This is a genomic window from Chryseobacterium phosphatilyticum (genome assembly GCF_002899825.2).
GTDB lineage: Bacteria > Bacteroidota > Bacteroidia > Flavobacteriales > Weeksellaceae > Chryseobacterium > Chryseobacterium phosphatilyticum.
Genome location: NZ_PPED02000005.1, coordinates 1 through 26850 on the forward strand (window position 1 = coordinate 1; position 26850 = coordinate 26850).

Sequence of the window (26850 nt, forward strand, 5' to 3'; positions counted from 1 at the left end):
TTCCGAACACAGAAGTTAAGCCCACCAGCGCCGATGGTACTGCTAACGCGGGAGAGTAGGCCGCCGCCAGTTTTTATTTTATTTTTAAAAAGTCCTTTATCGAATGATAAAGGACTTTTTTTGTTTTATCCCTACCCCTAAGAAATGAATAATGAATAATGAATCACCCGGCATTATCCATTATCCATTTTCAACTCTCAACTTTCAATTCTCAATTATTCTTATCACCGGTATTCCTGATATAACTTTGCTTTGTCCTCCTGAAAGGATCTAAGCCATTGAAGAACTTTGCACCTGAAGTTGATTATTCCTCCAGAGAATACGCTGTTTAGATCTCTACGGGATGACACGTTTGAATACATTTATATTTTGTATATTTTGGCCAAAGCCAATGGAAGGGATTATTATTCGTTAGGAAAGGCGTTTGTAGCCTTAAAGTAAATAGACGGTTAATAAATTATCGTAAAAGATATTCTAAGCCGAAATAGGATACTTAATTTAATTGAGAGACTCTCATTATATTTACATATTTATTGGTGTACCAAGTATTATTAAAAGGCTATCTATAGATAATTTCAGATTATCTGGAAATTATCCCTATTAAGAACCCTCTTTTATAAAGTTTCTCATCAGAAACTTTTACAATCATGAATTATATAAATTCATTTATGCTTTGCAGCTAAAAAATATTATTGGAGGTTTATGCAGTATAAAAATAAAGAACCAACATGACACAGCTTTCATTGCTGATGCTTACGGGAACATGGGGGAATTTACCGTTGAAGTATAGTGAATCTCCTTCTTTCAGAAGGATCTCCTCATTATCAATGATATATTTAACCTCTCCTTTGAGAATATATTTAAACTCCCAGGCATCAGTAATTACCTTTTCTCTCCTTGAATTGGGTTCAAGAGTTAATAAAACAGCTTCAAAGCCTAAAGAATGCAAACTTTTACTAAAAATGTGCATATACTTAAAGCCTTCGGCCTCTACTTCTTTTTCAATAACCTGCTGACTTTCTTTAGGAACATAAATGAATTTTGCATTGGACTTTTTTTCTACTCCCTCGAAGAAGTAGCTTGCATCTATTTCCAGAGACTGTATAAGATCAAGGAGAACAGGAAGTGAAGGAATTGTTCTTCCATTTTCGATACGGGAAACCAAACCATTGCTTACATTCGCTCTGAATGCCAATTCATTAATGGTTAGATTGTTCTTTTTTCTAATATCTTTTAACCTCTTACCGATACCTATTAAAAAATCATTCATGCTGTATTCCGTTTAACCTAAATTACTTTTCGTCATTAGATGAAAGACAAAGGTAATACTATTCTATAGAGTTTTGATAGTAGCAGGAATCAATTCATTTAAATTTATTAATCCTATTTGATGATTTTGCTCGTCCCAAAATTTCCTTATTTTTGTAAAACTCCTTATTTCATTTATGAAAAAAATTATTCTTATCGAAGACGAGACCAGCGTGGTATCTTTTATTAAAAAAGGACTACAGGAAAATGGATATGAGATTTCTGTAGCTTTTGATGGGCGTACGGGCGTTCAGCTTGTGCAGGCGAACGATTTCGATTTGGTCATTTTAGACATTATGCTTCCGGAAATGAACGGGCTGGATGTTTGTAAGGAAATAAGGAAAACCAATCTTAATGTTCCTATTTTATTTTTGACTGCCTTGGGAACTTCTGAAAATATAGTCCTTGGGCTGGAGAGCGGAGGGGATGATTATTTAGTTAAACCCTTCAAATTTATTGAGCTGGTTGCCCGTGTGAAGTCTTTGCTGAGGAGAAGCGGCGCTACCGGCTCTCAGGAAACTATTGAGCCTGAACCGGATAATGACGATGTATTTCAGTTTTCTGATTTGATAGTGAATGATTATACTAAAAAAGTAACGCGTGGTGGTGACGAAATTACACTCACTTCTACAGAATATAAACTCTTGCTCTATTTCCTCAATAATCCTGAAAAAGTAATTTCCAGAGCAGAAATATTGGATGCAGTCTGGGGAGTAAATTATGAGCTGGGTACCAATGTTGTAGATGTGTATGTAAACTATTTAAGAAAAAAACTGGATAACCAGGATGAAAATAAATTGATTCACACCGTGATAGGAATGGGATATGTTTTGAAAAAACCTTAATGAATGTTTAATAGAGTGATTACAAATCAGACCAAAACGATGGTGCTTTTAATGTTGGTTTTTACTGCCATTATTTTGTTGTTCAGTGGTTTGGTTTATTTTTCAATCGTTAATTTTTCACATCAAAGGTTTTATGAACTTCTAAAAATCCGTACCGCTACTATTATTCAGATTGAAAAAAGCAAGGATCATCTTGATATCCCTGAAAATTATGTTCTCAATAACCGGAATGATGAAGAGCTTCCAATGGAAAGAGATTATGTTTTTGCAGTTCCTTCAGATTCTAATTTTAAGAAAATTTCCCAGGAAGTCCATATCCCGGACTACTTCTTTAAGAATATTGTACGGAAAGGAGAATCTAATTATAATGACAAAGAGTTTTATTATATCGGTCAGAGTTTTCGGTATGATGACAAGGACTATATTGCTATAGCTTCTGCAAAGAACCATTATGTGGTATATTATCTCGGATTTCTAAAAAGAACACTGCTTACCTGTATCGTTCTTTCGTTGTTCTTCAGTATGATTTTTTCTTTTTATTTGTCAAAAACTCTTTTCAGACCTATTTTAAAAATCACAGGAAAGGTAAAAGAGATCAGTTCTGAAAATCTGCATTTAAGACTCGAATCTCAACCGGATAATAAAGAATTGAACGAACTGGTAGATACTTTTAATGGAATGCTTAATCGTATTGAAACCTCCTTCGAAACTCAAAATCATTTAATTGGTAATGTTTCCCATGAGCTGAGAACCCCATTAACTTCCATTATGGGTGAAGCTGATGTGGCACTTTCAATCAGCAGGACGCCCGAAGAATATAAAGAAACCCTGGAAATTATCCTGAATGAAGCTGAAAAGCTTGATAAAAAGATCAAAGCATTACTGATGATAGCCCAAACCGGATTCGATGGAAAAATCCAGAAAATGGACAAGGTAAGAATTGACCAGCTCCTTTGGGATGTCATTGAAACATTAAGAAGAATAGACTCCCGAAATAATATCTATCTGGATATCAGTATGCTTCCGGATAATCCTAAAAAACTTAAAGTACAAGGGAATGAACAATTATTACATCTTGCTGTTGCCAATATCATCAGCAACGGATGTAAGTATTCTAATTTTCAACAGGTGAAAGTCTCATTGGGGGCTACAGATACAGATGTTTATATCATTGTAAAAGATACAGGAATCGGTATCCCTGAAGTAGAAATGAACAAAATATATGATCCTTTTTTCAGAGCTTCCAATACCCAAAACTATGAAGGGTATGGGATTGGGTTGCCACTGGCAAGGAATATTGTAAGAATGCATCAAGGGGAGCTTGTAGTGAGTTCCCACGAAAATCAGGGCACAACAGTGCAGATGCGTTTCCCTAATTTTTATAGTGTACAGCAAGAGGTATAAGTACAAAAAGACCGAGAAAGCTTAGACAACGAAAATGTATGTTGAGATTTTCGTTATTTTTTTACTTTACATCCTTCCCTTTTTCAACTTTTCCCCATATTAATTCCCTTTAACAATTTTCTAATCTCATTTTAATCTCTTTAATGACATTTTAATTTGGTTCCAAAGATCCTCTAATCTCGTCGTTCTAGTTTTGTATTATCAAAAAAGATCAACACAAAACAAAATAATAGAACATGGCTACAACAATTTTAATCGCAACGGATTACTCTCTAGAGTCGTTAAATATATTGAAGAAAGTATTAAAAGAGAAAGAGGCAGCGGAAGACCAGAACCAATATAATATTCTTTTGACTTCCGGATACGACTCAGGAGACTCCATCAGAGATCTTCTATTTAATACCAAAACTTCGATTTTCAACAAAATCAGACCGGCAGAGTTTTGCGATGCCTATGGAATTATTAAGAATAAATATCCTCACCTGATTAATAAGATCATCTGCGATGTCTTTACAGGAAGTTTTCAAAGAACATTCAACCAATATGTAAAGGCCGAAAATATTGAAGAAGCCTATTATTCCTCGTCAATCAAAAGCAAAGGAAAAGGCAAATTTGATATTGTCCCTTACATTAAAAAATGCAAAGACCTACAAGCCAGAGAAATTACTGTTGAAGTCAAAGAACAAGTTCCTGAGAGAGGAAGGCTGGCAGAGATTTTTGTAGAAGTCTAAAAAATACATCATAACAAATTAAAAAGTAAAAAAATGTTAAGAAATTATAGTAACAGCAGGACACTGGGGGATAATATCAGATTGGGGACGCTGACTGCTTTCACAGCAGGTACTATAAATATTGCATCCCTATTAATATTTCTCTCTTTTACATCGAACGTAACGGGACATTACGCTATTTTGGCAGCAGAAATCAGTAAAGCAAACTGGACTCAGGTTGCCGTAGTAGGAGCATGGATATTTCTATTTTTCTTCGGAAGCTTTTTATCCAACTTTATTGTCATTAATTTCAATAAGAAAAGTAAGTATTTTGCCCACGCTATGCCGATTGTACTGGAAATAATATGTCTCCTTTTTGTAGGAGTATATGGACAGTTATATTACCAGAAAACATTGGAAGAAACAGAATGTCTGGTGGCACTGATGCTTTTTGCAACTGGTCTTCAGAATGGTTTGACGGCAAGTATTTCCAACTTTTCCGTAAAAACTACCCACCTCACAGGAACAACAACAGACCTTGGGATTCTGGTATCCATGTTTACCCAGAAGAAATATAGAAAAAACGGTGAATTGATTGGCAGAGCAAAATTACTATCAAGCATCATGTTAGCCTATATTTTGGGAGCAGTATTCTCAGGGTTGACTTATTATTATCTGGAATTCAGAGTGTTTTATGTGATCAGTGTATGTCTTTTGATTGTTATCGGGTATGACGCATACAAAATTCATATACGACATTTTAATACAAAATACAGGTATAACAGGATCTATAAAAAGCCTAATTTACTGGCTTACCTTTATGAAAAGATCCACGGAATTCCTAAAAATGAAAAGAAAAGAAAACTTGTCTTTGAAGACTAAATAGAGATATCATCACTATTAATTTTTTGTATAAACTAGCTGTACGTCCTTATTTTTATTATGAAATAAGGACGTTTTTTTTAATCAATGTCTGAATATTGGGTTAGCCTTTGGTTTTGCTCCTTTCAATCTAATAAAATGGTGACTTATCAAAAGGAGCTAAGGCCCTTCATTACAAAGATTATAAAAAAAAGATGGGGATAACTAGGTCAAAAATGTTGATAATTAAATATTAAATCACGATTTTAGTATTTTAATTCCCGTTTTCATTGACTATTTTTGTAAGTTGATTTACGTTTTTATGTCAGATATTATTCAGCTTTTACCGGATCATGTAGCCAACCAAATTGCGGCAGGGGAAGTGGTGCAGAGACCTGCGTCCATTGTGAAGGAACTTTTGGAGAATGCTATTGATGCAGATGCAACAAAAATTGAATTGATCATCAGGGATGCAGGGAAAAACCTTATACAGGTAGTGGATGACGGTAAAGGAATGTCTGAGACAGATGCCCGAATGGCTTTTGAAAGACATGCAACCTCCAAAATAAAAGGAACAGAAGATATCTTTAAAATTGCTACTAAAGGATTCAGGGGAGAAGCGTTAGCTTCCATTGCTGCTGTTTCCCAGGTTGAACTGAGAACAAAACAAAAAGATACCTCAATAGGAACCAATATCTATATTGAAGGTGGCGTTTTTCAGTTTCAGGACCCCGTTCAAACTGCAGAAGGATCCAACTTTTTGGTGAAAAATCTTTTTTATAATGTCCCTGCAAGGAGGAAGTTTCTGAAGAATAATAATGTTGAATTCAGACACGTTATTGATGAATTTCAGCGTGTTGCCTTGGCTCATGAGAATTTGGAGTTTTCCTTGTTCCATGATGATGAAGCTGTTTTCAGATTAAGAAAAGGAAGTCAGATGCAGCGTATTGTAGATGTTTTTGGAAGAAAACTTCAACCGCTTCTGATTCCTATTAAAGAAGATATTATCTGGTGTAAGCTACATGGGTTTGTGGCTAAACCTGAAGGTGCTAAAAAAGCCAGAGGAGAACAATTTCTTTTCGTTAACGGAAGATACTTTAAAAGCCCATATTTCAATAAAGCGGTTCAGGAAGCTTTTGAAGGATTGCTTCAACCGGGGTACGTTCCTTCCTTTTTCCTTTTTCTGGAGCTTGACCCGGAAAAAATAGATGTGAATATTCATCCTCAGAAAACGGAGGTTAAATTCGAAGATGAACATCTTATTTTTGCTTTACTTCGATCAACAATTAAAAGATCTCTGGGAATTTATAATGTTTCTCCAAGTCTTGATTTTGACAGAGACCCGGTATTGGATGATTTGATGAATAAACCCATTCCAAGCAAAGGAAATGGAGGGGGAAGCGGGGTTATAAAAATGCCTGAAATTATTGTAGATAAAGATTATAATCCGTTTCTGGAAGAAAAGATTGTTGTACATCCGGAAGAAATTCAGAACCTTACGGAAATGTACCACCAGAATATTACGGCGGAACCTTCGAAAATTAATTTATTTGAAGATGAAGATTTTGATGAAGATTTGATGAGACTTCCGAATGGATATTGGCTCTTCAATAAAGGAGATGTGACATTGATGCTGGATCTGGGAAGAATGCACAGGTTATTGGTTTCGGAAACTAATAAATCGACCAGAAAATCAAATACAAACAGTCATGCTCTTCTGTTCTCACTCGAATATCATATGAATGAGATTGAGAAAAATAAATACAATTCAATCAAAAAATATCTTCCGGAACTTGGGTTTGACATGAAAATTGCTCATGAAAGCGTACTGAGAATAGATTCTCTTCCTGAAGGATTGAAAGAAACACAGGCGATGAAATTCCTGGAAAACCTTTTTGAGATCCTGGACTATAAAACAGAAGTGGAATTTATGCAGTATTATCATAATCAATGGAATAAAATGCAATCGAAATCCAGGTTCGATTTTATTTATAAAAAAGATGCGGAACAAGTCATTAAAGATTTTACAGCATTAGGATTTCCTGAATTTTTACCGGACGGGAAAAGATGTTTTTACGAAGTTCCGTTTAATGATTTTAAAAACAAATTTTAAAAAATATGTTTAATAATATACCACCAATTACAAGAAATATTATCATTATCAATGTAATCGTTTTTATTGTTACCTCCTTAATGGGCAATCAGGTAATTGGTTATCTTGCAGGATTTTATCCGTTTTCTCCTTTTTTCCATTCATGGCAGATCATTACTCATATGTTTATGCATGGAAGCATTATGCATATTTTGTTTAATATGCTGACACTCTTTAGTTTTGGTCCTATTCTGGAACAGACACTGGGAGATAAAAAATATTTAATACTTTATTTTGCAAGTGGTTTAGGTGCTTTCTTCCTTTTTAATTTATGGAATTTTGTAGAAGTTCAGCAAATTTCCGGTGAATTACAAAAACTAGGATTTAATGTAAATGCTTATTTATCTGGTGCCAGTGTAGAATTTTCAGGAAATACAGACTCGATTCTTAAACAAAAAGAATTGTTGGGAAGCTTGAAAGGTATCGTAGCAACGCCTATGGTAGGAGCTTCAGGAGCTATTTTCGGAGTTGTTGCTGCGTTTGCAACATTGTATCCGGATTCTAAAATTGGAATTATGTTTATTCCGGTTCCTATAAAGGTAAAATATTTGTTACCTATTGTTATTGTTGTTTCTGTATACCTTGGTGTTTCCGGAAATGGAGGAGGAATTGCTCATCTTGCTCACGTAGGAGGTGCTTTGGTAGGATGGTTATTGGCACGAAATTGGAAAAAGCATTTGTACAGATTCAATTAAATCAATTTTGTGAAAATTTTTCGACTCATACTATTCATTCTACATCTTGGAATTTTATTTTTGCTGCTGGCTACTTTATTGAATGCCTATGTTCCACCGAAGATATTCCCATGGTTTAATTTGCTTTCGTTAGGCTTTCCGATACTTATTATTTCCTATATTATTTTGACTCTATTCTGGCTTTTCAGTTGGAAGAAGAGGGCTTTTGTTTTTATGTTTATAGCGTTGGTATTTCTGAATCCAATAAAAAGATGGGTAAATTATTCTTCCGGAAAAAAAGGCAGTCCTGAGCTGAAAGTACTTTCTTTCAATACCAAGGCAGGGCATATGGGAAGAGATAAAATACAGACTTATCTGAAATCTCAAAATGCAGATGTCATTCTTTTACAGGAGGAAGGGAAAGGATACGAAATCGAGGGATACCAAAAGGTCAATCCATTTGGTGGTTTTACCGTCTTGACCCGACATAAAATTATCAGCCAAAAGATAATAAGACCTCAAGGTGAGGATTTAAGAATACCGGGAGTACAAATTGATATAGAAGTGAAAGGAAGAGTGTATAGATTTATTGATGTCTATCTTCATCCTTTTCGCTTTGAAAAGGAAATGGTAAAACTTAACGGAGACTCCGATGCTAATGAACAGAAGGTAAAAGATGTTATCAAAAAGCTTATTCCCACTTTTAAAAAGCATCAGGAACAAGTTGGACTTTTAAGGGAGTCCATCGAAAATTCACCTTATCCTGTAATTGTGGGTGGTGATTTTAATTCTGTTCCTAATTCTTACGAGTATTACCACGTATCAGAAGGGCTTGAAGATGCTTTTCTAAGTTCGGGAAAGGGAAGTGGAACCAGTTTTCATGATTATAAATTCCCAATCAGGATTGATTATATTTTTTCTTCTAAATCTGTACATCCTGTTTCTTATCTGGTGGACCGTTCTATCAGTATTTCAGATCATTATCCTGTCATAGCAGAGTTTGCTATAGATTCGAAATAATCATAAAAATAGTTAAAATTTATGCGCTTGGTAGGATTTTTGCTTAAAAAAATGCGTACCAAGACCGTTTTTTCATGAAGTCGAATCAGATATTACTATTTATACATATCGTCGTTGCTGTTTTATTGCTGTGCACACTAGGGAATGCATGGATTCCACCTAATCTTTTAGGTAATCTTAATCTGCTTTCTTTAGGTTTTCCGTATCTGATAGTAGCTCATATTATTCTTACGTTGGTATGGATATTTAAGAAGAAAAAAGTAGCAATCGCTTTTGCGCTAGGTACACTTATTTTTTATAATCCGATAAGAAGATGGGTTAATTTCTCCCCCAAAACTGAAAGCCTGAAAACAATCCGTGACATTAAGGTATTAACCTTTAACGTGAAATATGGTGAATATGGATGGGATAAGATAAAAGGCTATATTAAGGAACAGGATCCTGATATTATTTTGGTTCAGGAAAAAGATACTAACCGCGCTATAAAACACGACTTGGTAAAATACCCTTCCGTAATTCTTAAAACCAAGCATAAAATTATAAGACAGGCTGAGATTATTGAAGATAATGCAAGAGGGAATTCTTTCTTTGCCGATGTAGATATCAATGGAAAAATCATAAGAATTGTCAATGTATATCTGGAGCCTTTCCGACTTCATAAAACCATGTTTACAAAACTTGATGCTTTTGGAATAGGAAATGTTTCTACGCTTCTTTCTCACATGATTCCTACCTTCCAGGCTCATGAAGATCAGGTGAAGAAGATCAGGAAAATCATTGATATGTCTCCCTATCCTGTAATTCTGGCAGGAGATTTTAATTCTGTTCCAAATTCATATGAGTATTATAATTTAGGGAAAAACCTGCAGGATGCTTTTCTGGTAGCCGGAAAGGGGAGTGCAAGCAGTTTCCATGATTATAAAGTACCCTTGAGGATAGATTATATTTTTACTTCAAAATCTATTATTCCTTTGAGTTATAAAGTAGATCAATCTGTAGAATTATCAGATCATTATCCTGTAATTGCAGAATTTCTGTTAAATTAGTTCCATGAAAAATTTACTGTTCTCGGTTTTTATTTTTAGCGTTCTGTTTATGGCCTGCTCCAGGAAAGAATCTCAGGGATTTGCTGCAGAACAGGAAGTTAAAATCCAGTATGATACGACTGCTATTGACTCCTTTTCAAATGGGGCTGTTTCCGTAGATATCGCCCGAAAGATAAGAATGTCTTCACCTCAATACCTGGACTCTGTAAAACAAGCCAAAAAAGCTGCGGAAGAAGAGAAAAAACTGAAGGACGAGCTTGATAAAGAAAATAAAAAGAAACTTGAAGAGGAAAAGAAAAAATCAGAATCTGAAAAGAAACAGAAGTCTTCGGAAACCTCAGTAGCTCCAGAAACCAAGACGAAATAAGCCAAAAAACATTTTAAAATATACAATATGAAAAAACAAATCTTAGCAGCTGTAGCGATCTCTGTATTCGCTGTAGCATGTACAAAATCAACCACGAAATCAGAGCAGGTAGAAAACGCTGACGGGACAGTTACGACAACCACTACAACAGTGACAGAAACCTCTCCTCATGTCGTTGACTCTGCAAAATTGAATGAAGCCAAAGAAAATGTCAACGCAAAATTAGACCAGGCAGGAGATAAAATTGATAATGCTGCTCAAAAAGCAAAGGATAAAATTGATGCTACTGCAGATAAGACAAAACAAGATCTTAATAAGGCGGGACAGGACATCAAAAATGAAGCTAACAAAGTAGGGAAAGACATTAAAAGTGGAGCTCAGGAAGCAGGAAAAGATGCTAAAGATGCTGCCAGAAAAGGTGCTGCAAAAGTAGAAGACGCCGCTAAAAAATTAAAAGATGACTTAAGCAAATAAAAAAGAAACCGCAGAATAAACTGCGGTTTCTTTTTTATTTATTAAGCTCCAGTAAAGGATCTATATATTCTCGGTCATTGCTTAATCGGGGTACCTTGTTTTGTCCTCCAAGTTTTCCTCTGGACTCCAGCCAATGATAAAACAGGTTGTCTTTAGCAATATGAACAATGGGCCTTCTGAGTGTTATATTATTGTATCTTTTCGCTTCATAATCTGAATTTATTTTCTTTAAATGTTGATCGAAAGCATCAATAAAGCTGTCCAGATTATCAGGATACTCGCTGAATTCAAAGATCCATTCATGGGCACCCCCCTCATTTTCTTTCATAAAGACCGGTGCTCCGGTAAAGTCTGTAATCTGTGCTCCGGTGACTTCACAGGCTTTAGAAAGGGCAGACTCAACGTTGGTGATCATAAGCTCTTCTCCGAAGGCATTAATGTAATGCTTTGTTCTTCCCGTTATTTTTATCCTGAATGGATTAATGGAAGTAAATACGATAGTATCTCCAATCAGATATCTCCACAGCCCTCCATTGGTTGTAATAACCATGGCGTAATTCTTCCCGATTTCCACATCTTCAAGACTCACTACTTTTGGATTTGAAAAATGAAACTGATCCATTGGGATAAACTCATAGAATATACCATAATCAAGCATCAGAAGCATTTCGTCACTATTGGATCTGTCCTGTATTCCAAAGAAGCCTTCGGAAGCATTGTAGATTTCGTAGTAATTGATGTTTTTTCCGATGATCTGCTTGTATTGCTCCCTGTAGGGCTTGAAACTGATTCCGCCGTGGAAAAACACCTCTAAATTCGGCCAGAGTTCTGAAATACTCCCTACATTGGTTTCCTGTAATACTCTTTGCAAAAGAACCATCATCCAGCTTGGTACCCCAAGAATGCTTCCTACATCCTCATTTTTCACTTCAGAAGTAATCGCTCTCAGTTTGCTTTCCCATTCCCCCATCAAAGAAACTTTTTTGCTCGGAGTTGTGGTGATTTCTACCCAAAATGGAAGGTTGTCAATTAAAATTGCTGATAGGTCACCAAACTTTGTATTGAAATCTGCATATAATTCAGAGCTTCCACCCAATCGTAAATTTTTATAATTAAAAAGCTGGTTTTCCGGATGGTTATTGGCATAAATAGAAACCATATCTTTTCCCGCTTTCATATGACAATATTCGAGGCTTTCTGCAGAAATAGGGATAAATTTGCTTTTAGCATTGGTTGTTCCGGAAGACTTTGCAAAATGTTTAATATAACCGGGCCAGCTTACATCTTTTTGTCCCTGCCTTGCCTTTTCAATATAAGGTTCAAAATCCTCATAAGTTACTATCGGGACCTTATTTTTGAAATCCTGATAGCTTGAGATCGAGTTGAAGCCGTATAGTTTACCATATTCCGTATCCTCAGCATGAAATAGCTGAGAAAATAGTATCCCCTTCTGTGTTTCAATAGGATGATTCATGAAATTCTGTATCTGATCAATCCTTTGACGGATAAACCAATTAACGACGGTATTGAAAAGTGCTTTGGTTGCCATTTCAACAAATATAATAATATTTGGATTTTCAGAGAATTTTTTATGGGGTTAAATAAAAAAACCGTTACAAAATTTGTAACGGTTTAGTTTTAAACGTATTGTTTCTAGCAATATTCATCGTATGCAGCCTGAAGGTTTGCTGCAATAGCTCCTGCAGGATTTCCTTCAATATGATGTCTTTCCAGCATGTGAACCAATTCTCCATCTTTAAATAGAGCTACGCACGGTGAGCTTGGAGGGAATGGAGCAAGGTGTTTTCTTGCTTCTACGACAGCTTCTGTATCGAATCCCGCAAAAACAGTTGTTAAATGATCAGGCTTTTTATCTCCTGTCAAAGAGTATACTACTCCCGGTCTTGCTGCTCCTGCAGCACATCCGCATACAGAGTTGATGACCAATAATGTAGTTCCTGTCTGCTTTAAAGCATCCTCTACCTGAGTAGGAGTTGTTAAATCCTGGAAACCTTTATCTGTAAGTTCAGCCTTCATAGGCATTACTAAATCTGTTGGATACATATATTTTGTTTTTTATCGATACAAAGTTAAGGAATTCTTTACGTTTGTTCAATATATAATAACTATCAATGGTTTAGCTATATAAAATTAACCAAATATTAATATTGTAAAAATATTCAAAAAGTTGTGAATTTAAATTAGGAATAATCAAATATTATTATTAAATTTGAAATGATTCTGAAAAACAGATGACCATGAAAAAAACATTTACGGCTTTCCCTCAAGCAATCACATCATTTAATTCTGCATGAATATGACAGTAAATCAACTCTTTTTACAGTTTTAGATAAAACTGAACCACGAAATTAAATATTTAAAAAATGAAGCCCGGAACTGAAAAGTCCCGGGCTTCTTTAATCAAATCGATATGCAAAGGTTGAATATCCTTATAAAATAGTTGATTGTTGACAGATGTACTGCCATTTTCAACGTAGCAAACTGTCAATTAAGACAGAAGCTTTTTAGCCATCTCGGAGATACTTTTCCCGTCTGATTTTCCGGCTAATGCTTTTGAAGCTGCTCCCATTACCTTTCCTAGATCTTTAATAGATTCGGCTCCGGTTTCAGAGATAATATTTTTGATTTCTGCTTCAAGTTCTTCCACAGAAAGCTGTTTCGGCAGGAATTGCTCAATAACTTTCATTTGTGCTTCTTCTACTTCTGCCAAATCCTGTCGGCCCTGAGCGGTAAACTGTTCGAAAGAATCTTTACGTTGCTTGATCATTCTCTGCAGGATCGCAATTTCCTGTTCAGCAGAAACCTCAGCTCCTCTCGCCTCCGTTTGCAAAAGAAGAATTTGAGATTTTACCGCACGAAGAGAGTCCAGAGCAACTCTGTCTTTTGCTCTCATCGCTGTTTTTATTGCTTCGCTTATTATATTTTCTAAACTCATCGTTTCAAATTTAACAATGTATCAATGTAACAGTTTACCAATGATTGATCAGTATATATTGTTACATTGGTACATTTCTACATTGTTATATTAATTAGTCTACGTCTTTATTCAAAAATCTGTTTTCTCTGATCTGCATAGATCCATTGTTGTCAGACAGATACGTGTTAATATTCTGGTCTGAAGCATTGGTTCCGTCGATAGAGATATTTTTTCTTTTGAAAGCAGGAATAGATTCGAATTCACTCGTGCTGTCAAAGCTTTGATAACGTGAGTTAAACTCTTTTAATTTATTTCTTCTTTCTACCACTCTGTCCTGATCAACCGTTTTATTCACAAAAGTGAATTCTGATTCATCTGTTTTAGGAGTTTCAATTTCTTTTTTATTTTCAAAAGCTGGTTTTGTCTCTGCTTTTGGTTCTTCCTGTTTTTGATAGAACGTTTCAATCTTCTGAGCAGGTTCTGCTACAGCACTTGCAGGAGCATTAAATTCTGCTTTAGGTTGTCCGAAATCTGATGTAGGTTCGTTTCTTGTCGGTTCATTGACAAAGAAACTGAACTCAACAGGTTTTTCCTCTGAAAAAGAGTTATTAAAAGATGTTCCGGATTGAGGTTCTTCTTTTTTATTTTCAAAATCAAACGAGAATGACTGAATCTCCAAATCATTAGGGTCTTCATTTTCTTCATCAATTGAGAATAAACTATATTCCTGATTTTCCTCTTCCTCATTTCTCCAGGCCTGTTCCGGAGCATTTAATGTATCATCTTCGTTATCAAAGAATTTTATTTCTGTTTTGATCTGCTCTTCTTCAATAATCATTTTTTTTTCAGTAGACGACATATTGAAAGGTGTATCATGATCTTCATCATCTAATCTGAACATGTTTTTTCCTCCAAAATCATGTGTTGCTTCTGGAGTAGTTTCTCCTCTTTCCTCTCTTGTTTTGAAAGGAGAAGATTTTTGAGCTTCAAAACTATCGTTTAGACTGATTCTGATCTTCTCGGTAGGTCCGGAGAACTTTTTATTTTCATTGGAGAATCCGGTAGCAATGACAAGAACGCTTACAGCATCTCCTAATTCCTCATCAGCACCCACCCCGAAGATAATATCTGCCGTATTTCCTGCTTCCTTCTGGATGTGATCCATGATGATACCGATTTCATCCATCGTTACTTCTTCCGCACCACTTCTGATCAACAATAATACATTTTTAGCACCTGTAATCTTGTTATCATTTAATAACGGAGAATCAAGGGCTTTTCTTACGGCCTCTTCTGCTTTATTTTCACCTGAAGCTGTACCCGTAGACATCAACGCTGTCCCGGAATTTTGAAGCACAGATTTAGCATCTCTAAAGTCAATGTTTACATCGAAATAACCAGTAATAACTTCTGCCATACCTTTAGCTGCGTTGGCTAAAACTTCATCGGCCTTTGAGAAACCTTGTTTGAAACCAAGATTTCCAAACTGCTGTCTCAATTTATCATTGTTGATAACAATTAAGGAGTCAACATTATTTTTTAATTTGTCAAGACCATTTTCGGCCTGATCCAATCTTCTTTTTCCTTCAAAGCTAAAAGGAACAGTAACAATACCTACCGTTAAGATGCCCATGTCTTTTGCTACTTTAGCAATAACAGGAGCTGCTCCGGTTCCGGTACCACCGCCCATTCCGGCAGTGATGAACACCATTTTAGTGTTCTGCCCCATAGCTGCCTTGATGTCTTCAATACTCTCAATAGCTGATTTTTCTCCCACTTCAGGATCTGCACCAGCACCAAGACCCTCGGTAATTGTTGTTCCCAATTGAACTTTATTGGCAACGGGGTTATTATCTAAAGTCTGAGCATCTGTATTACAAATCACGAAGTCTACTCCGTGAATACCTTTTTCGTACATGTGCTTCAGGGCGTTGTTTCCACCGCCTCCTACACCGATTACTTTTATAATGGATGAATTCCCTTTTGGTAAATCAAATGAAAATCCTTGTGTACCTATATTTTCCATAACTATACTTTTAATAATTATAATTGATAATTGACTGATGATAATTGATAAGGAAAAGATCGGTTATCGCTTATCATTCATCATTTATAATTTACTCTACTTCTTCAAAGAATTTTTTTACTTTTTCCATAAGAGACTGACCAAAGGTCAATTTTGCTCTTCTGTTCTCTTGTTGTTGGTTCATCACAGGTTGCTCCTGTACAGGAGGCGTCTGTTGTGCCGGTTGAACGTTTTCCGTCTGTGTAACAGTTACTTCGGGCTTAGTCTGTTCAACGACCATTTCCATTATTTCATCAGCATTTTGCTTTTTGTCCCTGATTTTTAAACTTTCCATCAGCAATCCGATAGATGTAGCAAATTCAGGACCTTTCAGATACTGGTTTTTATCGTTGGCGATATATTCGTTCGCAAAACCGATTCTGCTGTCAAAACCTGTTGTATAATTAGCAAGTTGACGAAGGTGCTTTAAATTTGAACCTCCACCAGTGAGTACAATCCCGGCAATCAGCTTTTTCTTCTGTTCAAAAGCGCCGTAAGCTTTCAGCTCTGTGTTGACCATTTCCAAAACTTCTTCCACTCTTGCATTGATAATCTGGGCAAGCGTTTTTAAAGAAATTTCTTTATCCGGTCTCCCATGAAGCCCCGGAATGGTTACAAAAGTACTGTCTTTTTCCAATTCAGGAACAGCCGAACCGAATTTTACTTTCAGTTGCTCTGCATGTTTTTCAATAATTGAACAGCCTTCTTTGATGTCTTCCGTTATAATTCCACCTCCGTAAGGAATTACGCAGGTATGACGGATGATATTATCTTTGAAAATGGCAATATCGGTAGTACCCCCACCAATATCCACAATAGCTACTCCGGCTTCTTTTTCTTCTTTTGTAAGAACAGCCTCTGAAGATGCCAAAGGTTCTAAAGTAAGTGCTTCCATTTCTAATCCGGCTTCACGAACGCATCTTGCAATATTTCTGATGCTTCCCATTTGCCCGACTACAACGTGGAAGTTGGCCTCTAAGCGCTTTCCGTGCATCCCGACAGGTTCCTGAATTTCACCTTCGGAATCCACTTTATACTCTTGAGGAAGTACATGGATAATTTCTTCTCCGGGAAGCATTACCAGTTTTTTCACCTGATCTTTTAATGCTTCAATGTCGTCATCTGTAATAAATTTATCCGGATGTTCACGCATAATATAATCGGAGTGCTGCAGAGAACGGATGTGTTTTCCTGCAATACCTACCGTAACCTTGCGGATAGGAACTCCCGCACTGGATTGTGCTTCGGAAACTGCAGCCTTGATTGAATTAATAGTTTGTGAAATATTATTCACAATACCTTTATGAACACCAAGACTTTTAGCTTTGCCTACACCGAGAACTTCTATTTTCCCGTGGGCATTCCTTCTTCCGACAATCGCGACTATCTTCGTTGTCCCGATGTCCAGACCTACTGAATACTCTTGATTTTCCATTTTTATATCGATTTGATTTTTTCTACTTTTTCAATGATAGGATCTGATCCTATTTTGTGTTAACTTTTGAGCCCTTCAGGACTTTTTTATTCTATTTTCACCTTTGCTTTTGGCTTTGGCTTGGACTGTGCCGATGCCGGGGATTTTTTTTCTGTTTTTTTCGTCTCTTTTGCTTGTGTTTTAGGTTTTATACTCTCTTTCGGTTTGACCGTTGCTGAGCTTGTCTTTTTTACTTCATTTGTTTTAGGCTTTGTTTCCGTTTTTTTTGCAATGGTGGCCGGAACTTTAGCCAATTCCATTTTACCTGCTTTCAAAAGACTGTCGTTTTCCTTGAAATAAGGGTTCAGGGTGGTGACAATCTGGTTCTGATATTTTACGGAAACCATGCTGTATTTTTGTGGATCCTGATACACCAGATATTTTTCCACAAACGTTTTAAATCCTTTTACTTTAAAATCAATATTATCGAGATCTCCGATTTCTACTCTGTAATTTCCTTCACTTGTGAGGAGATTATAGCTGTCTTTGGTTTTTGATATCCCGATAAAGAATTTCTTGCTGAAATCATCTTTATCAATTTTACCTACTAATTCTGCCAGCTTCTCATATTCATCCGGTTGCACATTCCCTGTTACGAGCATACATGGATGAGAATAGGTTCTTGAAATGGGAAATTCCACTCCTTTTTCATCGACGTAGAAATCTTTCCCATCTTTATTCAGTCTGAAAACCGGAACCCTTTGTTTGATGTCCAGATTAAGCTTTCCGTTTAAGTTCAGATAGACATTGGCACTGTCTACAGCCGGAAGATTATTGATCCTTTTTTCGAGAGCAGGAATATTAAGATCTCCTACTTTTCCTGAAGGATTTTCTTTTTTTACAATTTCCCTGATATCTTTTTCATCAACGAAGTAAACCGGAGTCTTTTCGTTCATTTTTACAGAAATTTTATTGTCAGTAATCTTCTGGCCACTGAATCTCTTCAATGAGAAACTCAGTAACAATCCCAGGATGATTACAGTGACAGCAATTTTTAATATTCTGTATTTATTTTTCATATTTTTTCTTTAAACGCTATGAGCGCAAAGGACTTATCAATATTTTCTTTCTTCCGCAAAAATTGCGTTTGTATTAAATTTTTGCAATCCACTCACATATCGGGTCGTATAGGGTGTCTATATTTCCTGCGCCTACGGTAAGAAGGATGTCAAAATCTTTTTCTTTTATTTTTTCAAAAGCATCGGCTAAAGCTGATACTTCTTTTTTCTCTAATTTTACTTTTTCTGCCAGCCACTTTGAAGTAATTCCTTCAAAATTTTCCTGAAGTTCTCTTGCCGGGTAAATGTCCAGTAAGATTAAATCATCAGCATTGCTTAAGCTTTCAGCAAATCCGTCAGCAAAATCTCTTGTTCTGCTGAAAAGGTGTGGCTGGAAAACCACCAATAATTTTTTATCGGGATAAAATGTTCTGATAGAACCAACTACAGCATTTATTTCTGTAGGGTGGTGGGCATAGTCATCAATATAGATTTTACCATTTTGATAAATATGCTTGGTATATCTTCTTTTAATTCCTTTAAAATTAGCTATTGCTTTTTTCAGCGTATCAAAATCTGCGCCTAAATTGTGAAGAATTGCCAGTGCTACCGTAGCATTTTCCACATTATGGATTCCCGGGATTTCCCAAACGAAATCTTTTATGGTTTCAGTTGGGGTATGGAAGTCAAAATAAATTTTATCGTGATCCATACGCAGGTTGTCGGAATAGTAGTCTGCAGGCTCATTGACTGCATAGGTTTGGTGCCCTCTGCCGATTTCAACTCCTTTTCTGACAAACAATTTTTTGTCTTCAGGAACCAGTGCTGCAAACTGTCTGAATCCTTCTTCAATATGGTTTTTATCTCCATAAATATCCAGATGATCTGCATCCGTTGACGTTACGACTGCCCAATCCGGAGAAAGGTTCAGGAAGCTTCTGTCATACTCATCTGCCTCTACGACTGAATAGGTTGATCCGTTATACAGGAAATTGGATTTAAAGTTTTCAGAAATACCTCCCAAAAAGCATGAGAAAGGTAAGTCTGCTTCTTTGCATAAGTGAGAAACAAGAGTGGAAGTTGTGGTTTTCCCGTGAGTTCCTGCTATTGCAATACAGTCTGTGTTTTCTGTGATCAGTCCTAGAACTTTTGCCCGTTTTAAAACTTCAAACTGATTCTGGTTAAAATAATCCAGTATTCCAAGTGTTTTGATTGCCGGAGTATAAATGACCAGAGTATTCTCTTTCTGAAGGGAGGTAATCCTTTCATCAATAAGATCTTCGAAAACGATATCAATTCCTTCATTCATCAGGTTTTGTGTCAATTTTGTATTGGTTTTATCATACCCCAATACTTTTTTTCCAGATGCATTGAAATAGCGTGCCAAAGCACTCATTCCGATCCCTCCGATACCCACGAAGTAAAAAGTTTGATATGTTTCTAAATTGTTCATTATCCTTATCTTATTATCTTTTTAAATATCTCGTCTACAATCTCCTTTGCAGCATCAGGCTTGGCAAAATACTTCAGATTGTCAGACATTTCTTTTCTTACATTTTCATTTTCGCAGATTTCTGATAATGTATCCCAGAATTTTTCCTGCATTTCAGAGTCTTTTACCATTCTTGCTGCATTTTTTTCCACCAGATTCATGGCATTTTTGGTCTGATGGTCTTCCGCTGCAAAAGGGAAAGGTACCAGAAGCACCGGTTTTTGTGCTACCGCCAACTCTGAAATGGCAATAGCTCCGGCTCTTGAAACAATAACATCTGCTGCGGAATAAGCCAGTTCCATGTCTTTGATGAATTCAAGGATCTGGATGTTTCTGGTATCAACATCTTTTGTTTCTTCAACAATATCTTTGTAATCAAGCTTTCCTGTTTGCCAGATCAGCTGATAATCATTGTTTATAATTTCATTGAAATGAGATTTCCAGGCATTATTTAATGTTCTGGATCCTAATGAACCTCCTACCGATAAAATGGTAAGTTTGTCTTTATTTAATCCCATTTTTTCTTTAGCCGCTATAGTTTCCTGCATTCCTGAAATAATCGTAGAACGAATTGGATTCCCCAGGAACTTTATTTTTTCTGCCGGAAAACCATCTACTTTTGGGTAGGCTGTAAATACTGCCTGGGCTTTCTTACTCAAAATTTTGTTGGTCACACCTGCATGGGCATTCTGTTCCTGAATGAAAATTGGAATTCCCAATTTGCTGGCTTCATACAAAGCGGGTCCGCTGGCAAAACCACCTGTTCCTACGGCAAAATCAGGAGCAAAGCTTTTAATGATCTTTTTGGATCTGGATAAGCTTTTGAGGATTTTAAAAGGAAGTCCCAGATTGGATAAAAGATTTCCTCTGTCGATTCCTGCAATATCAATTCCTTCAATTTTATAGCCGGCTTGCGGAACTTTTTCCATTTCCATTTTTCCGTTGGCTCCAATGAACAAAAATTCTGCATCCGGAAATCTTTTTTTGATTTCGTCAGCGATAGCGATGGCCGGGAAGATGTGACCTCCTGTTCCTCCGCCTGATAGTAATATTTTTAGCTTTTTGTTCATTATCTAATATAATAGGACTTCGTCCGATTTTTTGTTAAATGGTCCCTTCGGGACTCTTTTGGTTTATGCTATATCGTTTATTTCTGCTATGCTTTGTTTTTTACCCATTCCTTCTTCATCATAAATCTGGATTCTTGAGCTTATATTTAGGATAATTCCGAGCTGTAAGTAGGTGACCAACATGGAAGTACCTCCATAACTTATGAGTGGCAGGGGTTGTCCTGTTACCGGAATGAGATTGATGGCCACAGCGATATTCACCGAAAGTTGTATAAAAATCATTACTCCGAGACTGAGCACCAGCAAGGATCCGAAGAATGCCGGCATCTTACTGGCAATCATAACAATCCTGATCATCATAATGAGATAGAGGCTGATCAGAAAAGCGGCTCCGATTACTCCATATTCTTCTACAATTACAGCAAAAATAAAGTCGGAAGCGGATTGTGGAAGCATTTGTTTCAATGCACTCTTTCCGGGACCCATTCCGGTAATTCCACCGTGTACAATGGCTGCTTTGGCCTGCATTACCTGATAATTCTTTGCTTTTATGCTTTCATCATCGCTATCGGCAGATTTAGCTTTGCTTGAGGTAAAGGTTTCTACACGGCTCATCCATGTATGAACACGGTTTCCTCCGATCATGTTGGTATTCAAAGCAATCAACAGAAAGAAGACAATGGCCACGAATGAGGCTGAAATAAATCCTGCAATATACTTCCAGTGGAGCTGGCCAATGACGAGCACAACTACGGATACCATTAGGATCATTAGTGCAGTTGATCCGTTATCTTTTGCTACCAATACAAAAACAAGAAGAATAGGGCCGAAGATATACATGATGTTTTCTATCGGAAGCCTCTCTCTTGTTATCTTTTTGGTTAAATACCTGCACAAATAGATAATTAGCATCAGGAATGCAAATGAGGAGGGCTGGAAGGAGATCGGGGTTCCCGGGATTTTCAACCATCTGGAAGCACTGGCTCCGTCAATAGTCTGCCCGGTAAACATGGTTACTACCAATAAAATAATCATCAGGCCGAGCAATATGCTACTCAGCTTTCCGATATATTCATACTTTATAGTTCCCACCAGTCTCATAATTGCCAATCCTAAGACTACAAAGAACATATGTTTGATAACGTGACCTGTGGTGGTCCCGTTATTTACAATGTATTCGAGATTTGAACTTGCAGAGTAAACAGGGAAAATAGAGAAAATGGAGATCACAAGAATGACCATCCAAAGTACTTTATCGCCCTTTAGAAATTCAAATCTGCTTTCTGTGTTCTGTTCGTCCATATGTAATGCTATTGGCTTTTGGCTAATGGCCATTGGCTTTTAATACCTGCTCTTTAAACTGTTTTCCTCTGTCTTCATAGCTTTTGAATAAATCAAAGCTTGCGCAACATGGGGATAACAGAACAGTGTCTCCGTTTTTAGCCAGTGATTTTGATATTTTCACGGCTTCTTCCATGCTTGAAGTATCATAAATGAATTCTTTTTTGTCTTTAAAGAAATCAATGATCTTCTTATTATCTACTCCTAAACAAACAATTGCCTTTACTTTTCTTTTGACTAAATCTTCAATTTCAGTGTAGTCATTTCCTTTATCTAATCCGCCAACTATCCAAACAGTTGGATTTTTCATGCTTTCCAGGGCATAGTAGGTAGCATTTACATTGGTTGCTTTACTGTCATTGATGTACTTAACGCCTTCAATTTCAGTTACAAACTCAAGTCTGTGTTCTACAGCCTGGAAGGTCATCAATGAATGTCTTATACTTTCATTGTTGATTGCCAATATTTTACCTGCAATGGATGCTGCAAGGCTATTAGCCACATTGTGGTTTCCAAGGAGTGACAATTCTTCAAGTTTCATTGAAAATTGATCTTTCATTTTTACCACGATGTTATCATCATCTATGTACCCCCCTTCAGACAATTTCTCTTTTGTTGAGAAAGGAATCATTTTAGCTTTAATCTCCAGCTTTTCAAGAAGGTTTTTGCTCATTTCGTCATCTTTATTGTAGATGAAGAAATTGTCATTTTCCTGATTTTCAGTTATTCTGAATTTTGCCAACGCATATTCTTCATAATTGTAATTGTACTGATCCAGGTGGTCCTGTGATAAATTCAACAATAAAGAGATATATGGTCTGAAGTTCTGAATATCATCCAATTGGAAAGAACTTACTTCCAGCACATAATATTCATGGTTTTCATCAGCTACCTGTTTTGCAAAACTGTATCCTATATTTCCTCCCAGCCCTACATTTAATCCGTCATTTTTCAGGATATAATAGATCAGGGAAGTGGTGGTTGTTTTTCCGTTACTTCCAGTAATGGCAATGATTTTTGCATCTGTAAATTCAGAGGCAAACTCAATTTCAGAGGAAAGTCTTATTCCTTTCTCATGAATTTTGTTGATAATCTCTGCCTTTTTCGGAATTCCCGGGCTTTTTACAATCCAATCTGCATTTAAAATTCTTTCTTCGTCGTGGTTTCCTTCTTCAAATTCAATTTCATTTTCGGCAAGAAACAGCTTGTAGTTATCTTTAATGGCTCCTTTGTCTGAAAGAAATACTTCCATTCCTTTCTTTTTCGCCAAATAAGCAGCTCCGCATCCGCTTTCTCCACCTCCTAAAACAACTATTTTCATATTCTTTCTTTTATAAAATGTAACGGGTAAAAAGTACTTGTGTAATTTGGTTTTTGAATCAATACTTTTTACATAATATTACATTTACCTCATTTTTAATGTGATTAAACATATAATAGCCAACACAACACCGATGATAATCATTCTGTTCACGATTTTACTTTCGTGGAATCCTACCTTCTGGTAGTGGTGATGTACTGGTGACATTTTAAACAATCTATTGTTTTGGGCATATTCTAACCCATATTTTCTTTTTCTGTATTTGAAAACGATCACCTGAAGCATTACGGAGAGGTTTTCAATTAAGAAGATTCCACATAATACCGGAATCAATAATTCTTTTCTTAAGATAATGGCCAAAACGGCAATGACACCTCCCAGCATCAAACTTCCTGTGTCTCCCATGAAAACCTGAGCAGGATAAGTATTGTACCAGAAGAACCCGATCACAGCACCTACCATTGCGACGGCAAAAATTGTGGTTTCTCCCATATTTGGAAGGAACATAATATTGAGATAGTCTGCAAAGATGATGTTACCGGAAAGATAGGCGAAGAGGGCCAGTGTAAGCAATATGATAGCACTTGTTCCTGCTGCGAGACCGTCTATTCCGTCGGTGATGTTTGCTCCGTTTGAAACTGCGGTTACAATGAAAATAACAATAGGGATAAAGACGATCCATGCCCATTCGTGGGCATCTTTATCATTCATCCAAAATAAAATTCCGCTGTAATCGAACTCATTGTTTTTGGCAAAGGGAACGGTGGAAACGGTAATTTTTTCAGTAGGCATAAAGTTCTGCTCTACATTGTTTCTGTTCACCACTTTTGCGTCTGCATATTTTCTTTTAACGGTGATGTCAGGGTGGAAATACATTGTAACTCCGACAATTAACCCTAATCCAACCTGGCCTACTACTTTAAATTTGCCACTCAGACCATCTTTATTTTTTTTGATTTTCTTTAAATAATCATCTACAAAACCAATAGCACCCATCCACAACATTGAAACCAACAACAGGACAATATAGACATTGGTAATTCTTGTGAACAATAAAACGGGAATAAGAGTAGCCAAAATAATGATAAGTCCTCCCATGGTAGGAGTTCCTTCTTTCTGTTTTTGTCCGTCAAGGCCAAGGTCACGTACCAGTTCCCCCATTTGTTTTGCTCTCAGATAGTTGATCACTCTTTTTCCGTAGACAAGAGCGATGATCAGAGAAAGCAATACTGATATTCCTGCCCGGAAGGAAATGTATTTCAACATTCCTAATCCCGGAACATGAATTCCATGGTTGGTTAGATATTCGTATAGATAGTATAGCATGTTTCTTTTTTTTATTATTTAAAAATTTAATTTATTTAAAGATCTAAAGATTGGGCTTCTCCAAATTTTCACTTAAATACTTTATGAAGTTTGAAATGTTTGAAGAAATTTCTCTGGAAAGAGTTATTATTTCTTCGGTTTTATTTTCGTCACCTAATTTTAATCTTTTACTTACAATCAGCATACTTGTTACTTCAGCACAACTGCCTTTTGCAATTTTTAAATATCTAATAAATTGTCTGTTATTATTATATTCTGAGCCTTCCGCAATATTGTTGCTAATTGAAAAACTCGCTCTTTTTATTTGGTTATTAAATTCAAATTCTTTTTCAAAACTTTGACTTTGAAGAAATTGATAAACTTTTTCAATTAGATCTAAACTTTTGGTATACACAGAAAAATTTTCAAAATTCTTTGTCATTATCAAATTTTTAAATCTTTAAATGAGTTTAATCTTTCAATTTATTTGGACATTAATTTCCAAAGCTCATTGATTACTTCTTTGTCATCAAAATGATGTTTTACACCATTTATCTCCTGATAGTTTTCGTGGCCTTTTCCGGCTACCAAAACAATATCTTTAGGTTCTGCAAACTTTATCGCCATTTTGATGGCTTCTTTTCTGTCTGGGATTGAAGTGTATTTGCTGAAATTCTGAGGTTCAACGCCTGCTTCAATTTCCTTGATGATCTGTGAGGGGTCCTCTGTTCTCGGGTTGTCTGAAGTGATGATTGCCAGTGTTGATTTTTTGGTGGCAATATTTCCCATTTCAGGCCTTTTTGAGTGATCTCTGTCGCCTCCGCAACCGAAAACAGTGATTAATCTTTCATTTTTTGTTCTGATATCATTGATGCTATCCAGAATATTTTCCAGGGCATCCGGAGTGTGGGCATAATCTACAATAAAGAATATTCCTCCATCAGATTTGAAGGTTTCGAATCTTCCGGAAACTCTTTTTAATTTGCTGATGGCCTGAAGAATTTCATCTTGTTCAAAACCAAGTTCTTCTGCAATTCCGAAGACAAGCAATAAGTTATAGACATTGAATTTACCGGTCAAAGTCGTCCAGAATTCTTTTCCGTTGAAGTTCAACAGCATTCCGTTGAAATCAACTTCCAATAGTTTTCCGTGGTAGTCTGCCATTGTTTTCAGAGCGTAAGTCTTCTTTTTAGCCTTTGTGTTCTGAAGCATTACATTTCCGTTTTTGTCATCAATATTGGTGATGGCAATGGCGGTATCCTCAAGCCCGTCGAAGAATCTTTTCTTTGTTATCAGATATTCTTCAAACGTTTTATGATAATCTAAATGATCGTGGGTAAGGTTGGTAAACCCTGCCACTTTGAAGTGTAGTCCTTCAATTCTATTTTGAGCAATTCCGTGAGAACTTACTTCCATGAAGGCATATTCACATCCTTTTTCAACAGCTTCTGCTAAAATTCTGTTGATGGTAATTACATCCGGAGTGGTATGTGTTGCAGGAATTACTTCTTCACCAATTCTGATTTCAACAGTAGATAGTAATGCTGCATCATATCCTAAATTTCTGAATACATCAAAAAGAAGGGTAGAAACTGATGTTTTACCGTTGGTTCCGGTAACGCCTATTAGTTTTAGCTTGTGAGAAGGGTTTCCAAAGAAGTTGGAAGCAAGGTGTCCTAAAGCTTTCGAAGAATCCTTCACCAGTATGTATGTGATATTTTCATCCAGTACTTTTGGAAGTTCTTCGCAAACGATCGCTGTTGCTCCTTTTTCAATAGCGGAAGCAATGAACGAATGTCCGTCCACTACTGTTCCTCTCATTGCAATATAAAGAGAGTTCGCTGTAACCTTTCTGCTGTCGATCACCAGCTCAGCTACCTCACGATTGTTATCACCGTGGATCTCTACTACTGGGATTCTGTTTACTAATTCTGTTACTATCATTTTATCAACAGGACAATGTCCTATTTTGGTTTAAATCGTCC

At 36.3% G+C, this 26850-nt stretch carries 24 protein-coding genes and 1 rRNA gene; 11 read left to right on the top strand and 14 right to left on the bottom strand.

What is annotated here, in order from left to right:
• Positions 1-72 (top strand): 5S ribosomal RNA (gene rrf, locus C1631_RS25120); the annotation flags it as partial.
• A 628-nt stretch (positions 73-700) separates the two neighbouring features.
• Here rrf and C1631_RS18740 read toward each other — a convergent pair.
• The gene (locus C1631_RS18740; protein ID WP_103246935.1) at positions 701-1270 is read right to left on the bottom strand and encodes a helix-turn-helix domain-containing protein; all 570 of its coding nucleotides are present in this window, start codon (positions 1268-1270) and stop codon (positions 701-703) included.
• Between the two features lie 175 nt (positions 1271-1445).
• Here C1631_RS18740 and C1631_RS18745 point away from each other — a divergent pair, with 175 nt between their 5' ends.
• The 10 genes from C1631_RS18745 to C1631_RS18790 all read left to right on the top strand — a co-directional run bounded on the left by C1631_RS18745 (position 1446) and on the right by C1631_RS18790 (position 10861).
• On the top strand, positions 1446-2153 hold the full coding sequence (locus tag C1631_RS18745) for a response regulator transcription factor (RefSeq protein WP_109713709.1): 708 nt from the start codon (positions 1446-1448) through the stop codon (positions 2151-2153).
• A 3-nt stretch (positions 2154-2156) separates the two neighbouring features.
• Positions 2157-3557 carry a sensor histidine kinase gene (locus C1631_RS18750; RefSeq protein ID WP_103246934.1) on the top strand — a complete coding sequence of 467 codons (1401 nt, stop codon included), beginning with the start codon at positions 2157-2159 and terminating at the stop codon, positions 3555-3557.
• Between the two features lie 236 nt (positions 3558-3793).
• Entirely contained in the window at positions 3794-4288 is a 495-nt protein-coding gene (locus tag C1631_RS18755; RefSeq protein ID WP_103246933.1) for a hypothetical protein, read from the top strand.
• A gap of 33 nt (positions 4289-4321) precedes the next feature.
• A complete protein-coding gene (locus tag C1631_RS18760; RefSeq protein ID WP_103246932.1) occupies positions 4322-5149 on the top strand; it encodes a YoaK family protein in 828 nt (275 codons plus the stop codon).
• A gap of 301 nt (positions 5150-5450) precedes the next feature.
• Entirely contained in the window at positions 5451-7241 is a 1791-nt protein-coding gene (gene mutL / locus C1631_RS18765) for a DNA mismatch repair endonuclease MutL (protein ID WP_103246931.1), read from the top strand.
• Positions 7242-7246: 5 nt separating this feature from the next.
• Positions 7247-7975, top strand: a complete 729-nt coding sequence (locus C1631_RS18770) for a rhomboid family intramembrane serine protease (RefSeq protein WP_103246930.1) — start codon at positions 7247-7249, stop codon at positions 7973-7975.
• A 9-nt stretch (positions 7976-7984) separates the two neighbouring features.
• Positions 7985-8974: an endonuclease/exonuclease/phosphatase family protein gene (locus C1631_RS18775; protein WP_228441372.1), complete on the top strand. Its 990-nt coding sequence runs from the start codon at positions 7985-7987 to the stop codon at positions 8972-8974.
• A gap of 74 nt (positions 8975-9048) precedes the next feature.
• Positions 9049-10020, top strand: coding sequence for an endonuclease/exonuclease/phosphatase family protein (locus C1631_RS18780; protein ID WP_103246928.1), 972 nt, complete (start codon positions 9049-9051; stop codon positions 10018-10020).
• 4 nt (positions 10021-10024) lie between these two features.
• Positions 10025-10387: a hypothetical protein gene (locus tag C1631_RS18785; protein WP_103246927.1), complete on the top strand. Its 363-nt coding sequence runs from the start codon at positions 10025-10027 to the stop codon at positions 10385-10387.
• 27 nt (positions 10388-10414) lie between these two features.
• Entirely contained in the window at positions 10415-10861 is a 447-nt protein-coding gene (locus C1631_RS18790) for a hypothetical protein (protein WP_103246926.1), read from the top strand.
• Between the two features lie 34 nt (positions 10862-10895).
• On the opposite strand, the gene C1631_RS18795 is transcribed toward C1631_RS18790, so the two are convergent.
• From C1631_RS18795 to C1631_RS18855, 13 genes are all read right to left on the bottom strand, one after another.
• Positions 10896-12410: a GH3 auxin-responsive promoter family protein gene (locus C1631_RS18795; RefSeq protein ID WP_103246925.1), complete on the bottom strand. Its 1515-nt coding sequence runs from the start codon at positions 12408-12410 to the stop codon at positions 10896-10898.
• A 104-nt stretch (positions 12411-12514) separates the two neighbouring features.
• On the bottom strand, positions 12515-12925 hold the full coding sequence (locus tag C1631_RS18800; protein WP_103246924.1) for a BrxA/BrxB family bacilliredoxin: 411 nt from the start codon (positions 12923-12925) through the stop codon (positions 12515-12517).
• Between the two features lie 445 nt (positions 12926-13370).
• Complete coding sequence (locus C1631_RS18805; protein ID WP_103246923.1) at positions 13371-13817, bottom strand: GatB/YqeY domain-containing protein; 447 nt, start codon at positions 13815-13817, stop codon at positions 13371-13373.
• A 94-nt stretch (positions 13818-13911) separates the two neighbouring features.
• Entirely contained in the window at positions 13912-15825 is a 1914-nt protein-coding gene (gene ftsZ / locus C1631_RS18810) for a cell division protein FtsZ (protein ID WP_103246922.1), read from the bottom strand.
• A 91-nt stretch (positions 15826-15916) separates the two neighbouring features.
• Entirely contained in the window at positions 15917-17299 is a 1383-nt protein-coding gene (gene ftsA / locus C1631_RS18815) for a cell division protein FtsA (protein ID WP_103246921.1), read from the bottom strand.
• Between the two features lie 86 nt (positions 17300-17385).
• Positions 17386-18357, bottom strand: coding sequence for a POTRA-like domain-containing protein (locus C1631_RS18820; protein WP_103246920.1), 972 nt, complete (start codon positions 18355-18357; stop codon positions 17386-17388).
• A 73-nt stretch (positions 18358-18430) separates the two neighbouring features.
• On the bottom strand, positions 18431-19789 hold the full coding sequence (gene murC, locus C1631_RS18825) for a UDP-N-acetylmuramate--L-alanine ligase (RefSeq protein WP_103246919.1): 1359 nt from the start codon (positions 19787-19789) through the stop codon (positions 18431-18433).
• 5 nt (positions 19790-19794) lie between these two features.
• Positions 19795-20898 (bottom strand): undecaprenyldiphospho-muramoylpentapeptide beta-N-acetylglucosaminyltransferase, encoded by a 1104-nt coding sequence (murG, locus tag C1631_RS18830; RefSeq protein ID WP_109713711.1) that lies wholly within the window; start codon positions 20896-20898, stop codon positions 19795-19797.
• A 63-nt stretch (positions 20899-20961) separates the two neighbouring features.
• Entirely contained in the window at positions 20962-22200 is a 1239-nt protein-coding gene (locus C1631_RS18835; protein WP_103246917.1) for an FtsW/RodA/SpoVE family cell cycle protein, read from the bottom strand.
• Positions 22201-22222: 22 nt separating this feature from the next.
• Positions 22223-23560, bottom strand: coding sequence for a UDP-N-acetylmuramoyl-L-alanine--D-glutamate ligase (gene murD / locus C1631_RS18840; protein WP_103246916.1), 1338 nt, complete (start codon positions 23558-23560; stop codon positions 22223-22225).
• 84 nt (positions 23561-23644) lie between these two features.
• Positions 23645-24886, bottom strand: coding sequence for a phospho-N-acetylmuramoyl-pentapeptide-transferase (gene mraY / locus C1631_RS18845; RefSeq protein WP_109713714.1), 1242 nt, complete (start codon positions 24884-24886; stop codon positions 23645-23647).
• A gap of 43 nt (positions 24887-24929) precedes the next feature.
• Entirely contained in the window at positions 24930-25307 is a 378-nt protein-coding gene (locus tag C1631_RS18850; protein ID WP_109713716.1) for a four helix bundle protein, read from the bottom strand.
• A gap of 41 nt (positions 25308-25348) precedes the next feature.
• Positions 25349-26809: a UDP-N-acetylmuramoyl-L-alanyl-D-glutamate--2,6-diaminopimelate ligase gene (locus C1631_RS18855; RefSeq protein ID WP_109713718.1), complete on the bottom strand. Its 1461-nt coding sequence runs from the start codon at positions 26807-26809 to the stop codon at positions 25349-25351.
• Positions 26810-26850 lie beyond the last annotated feature (41 nt).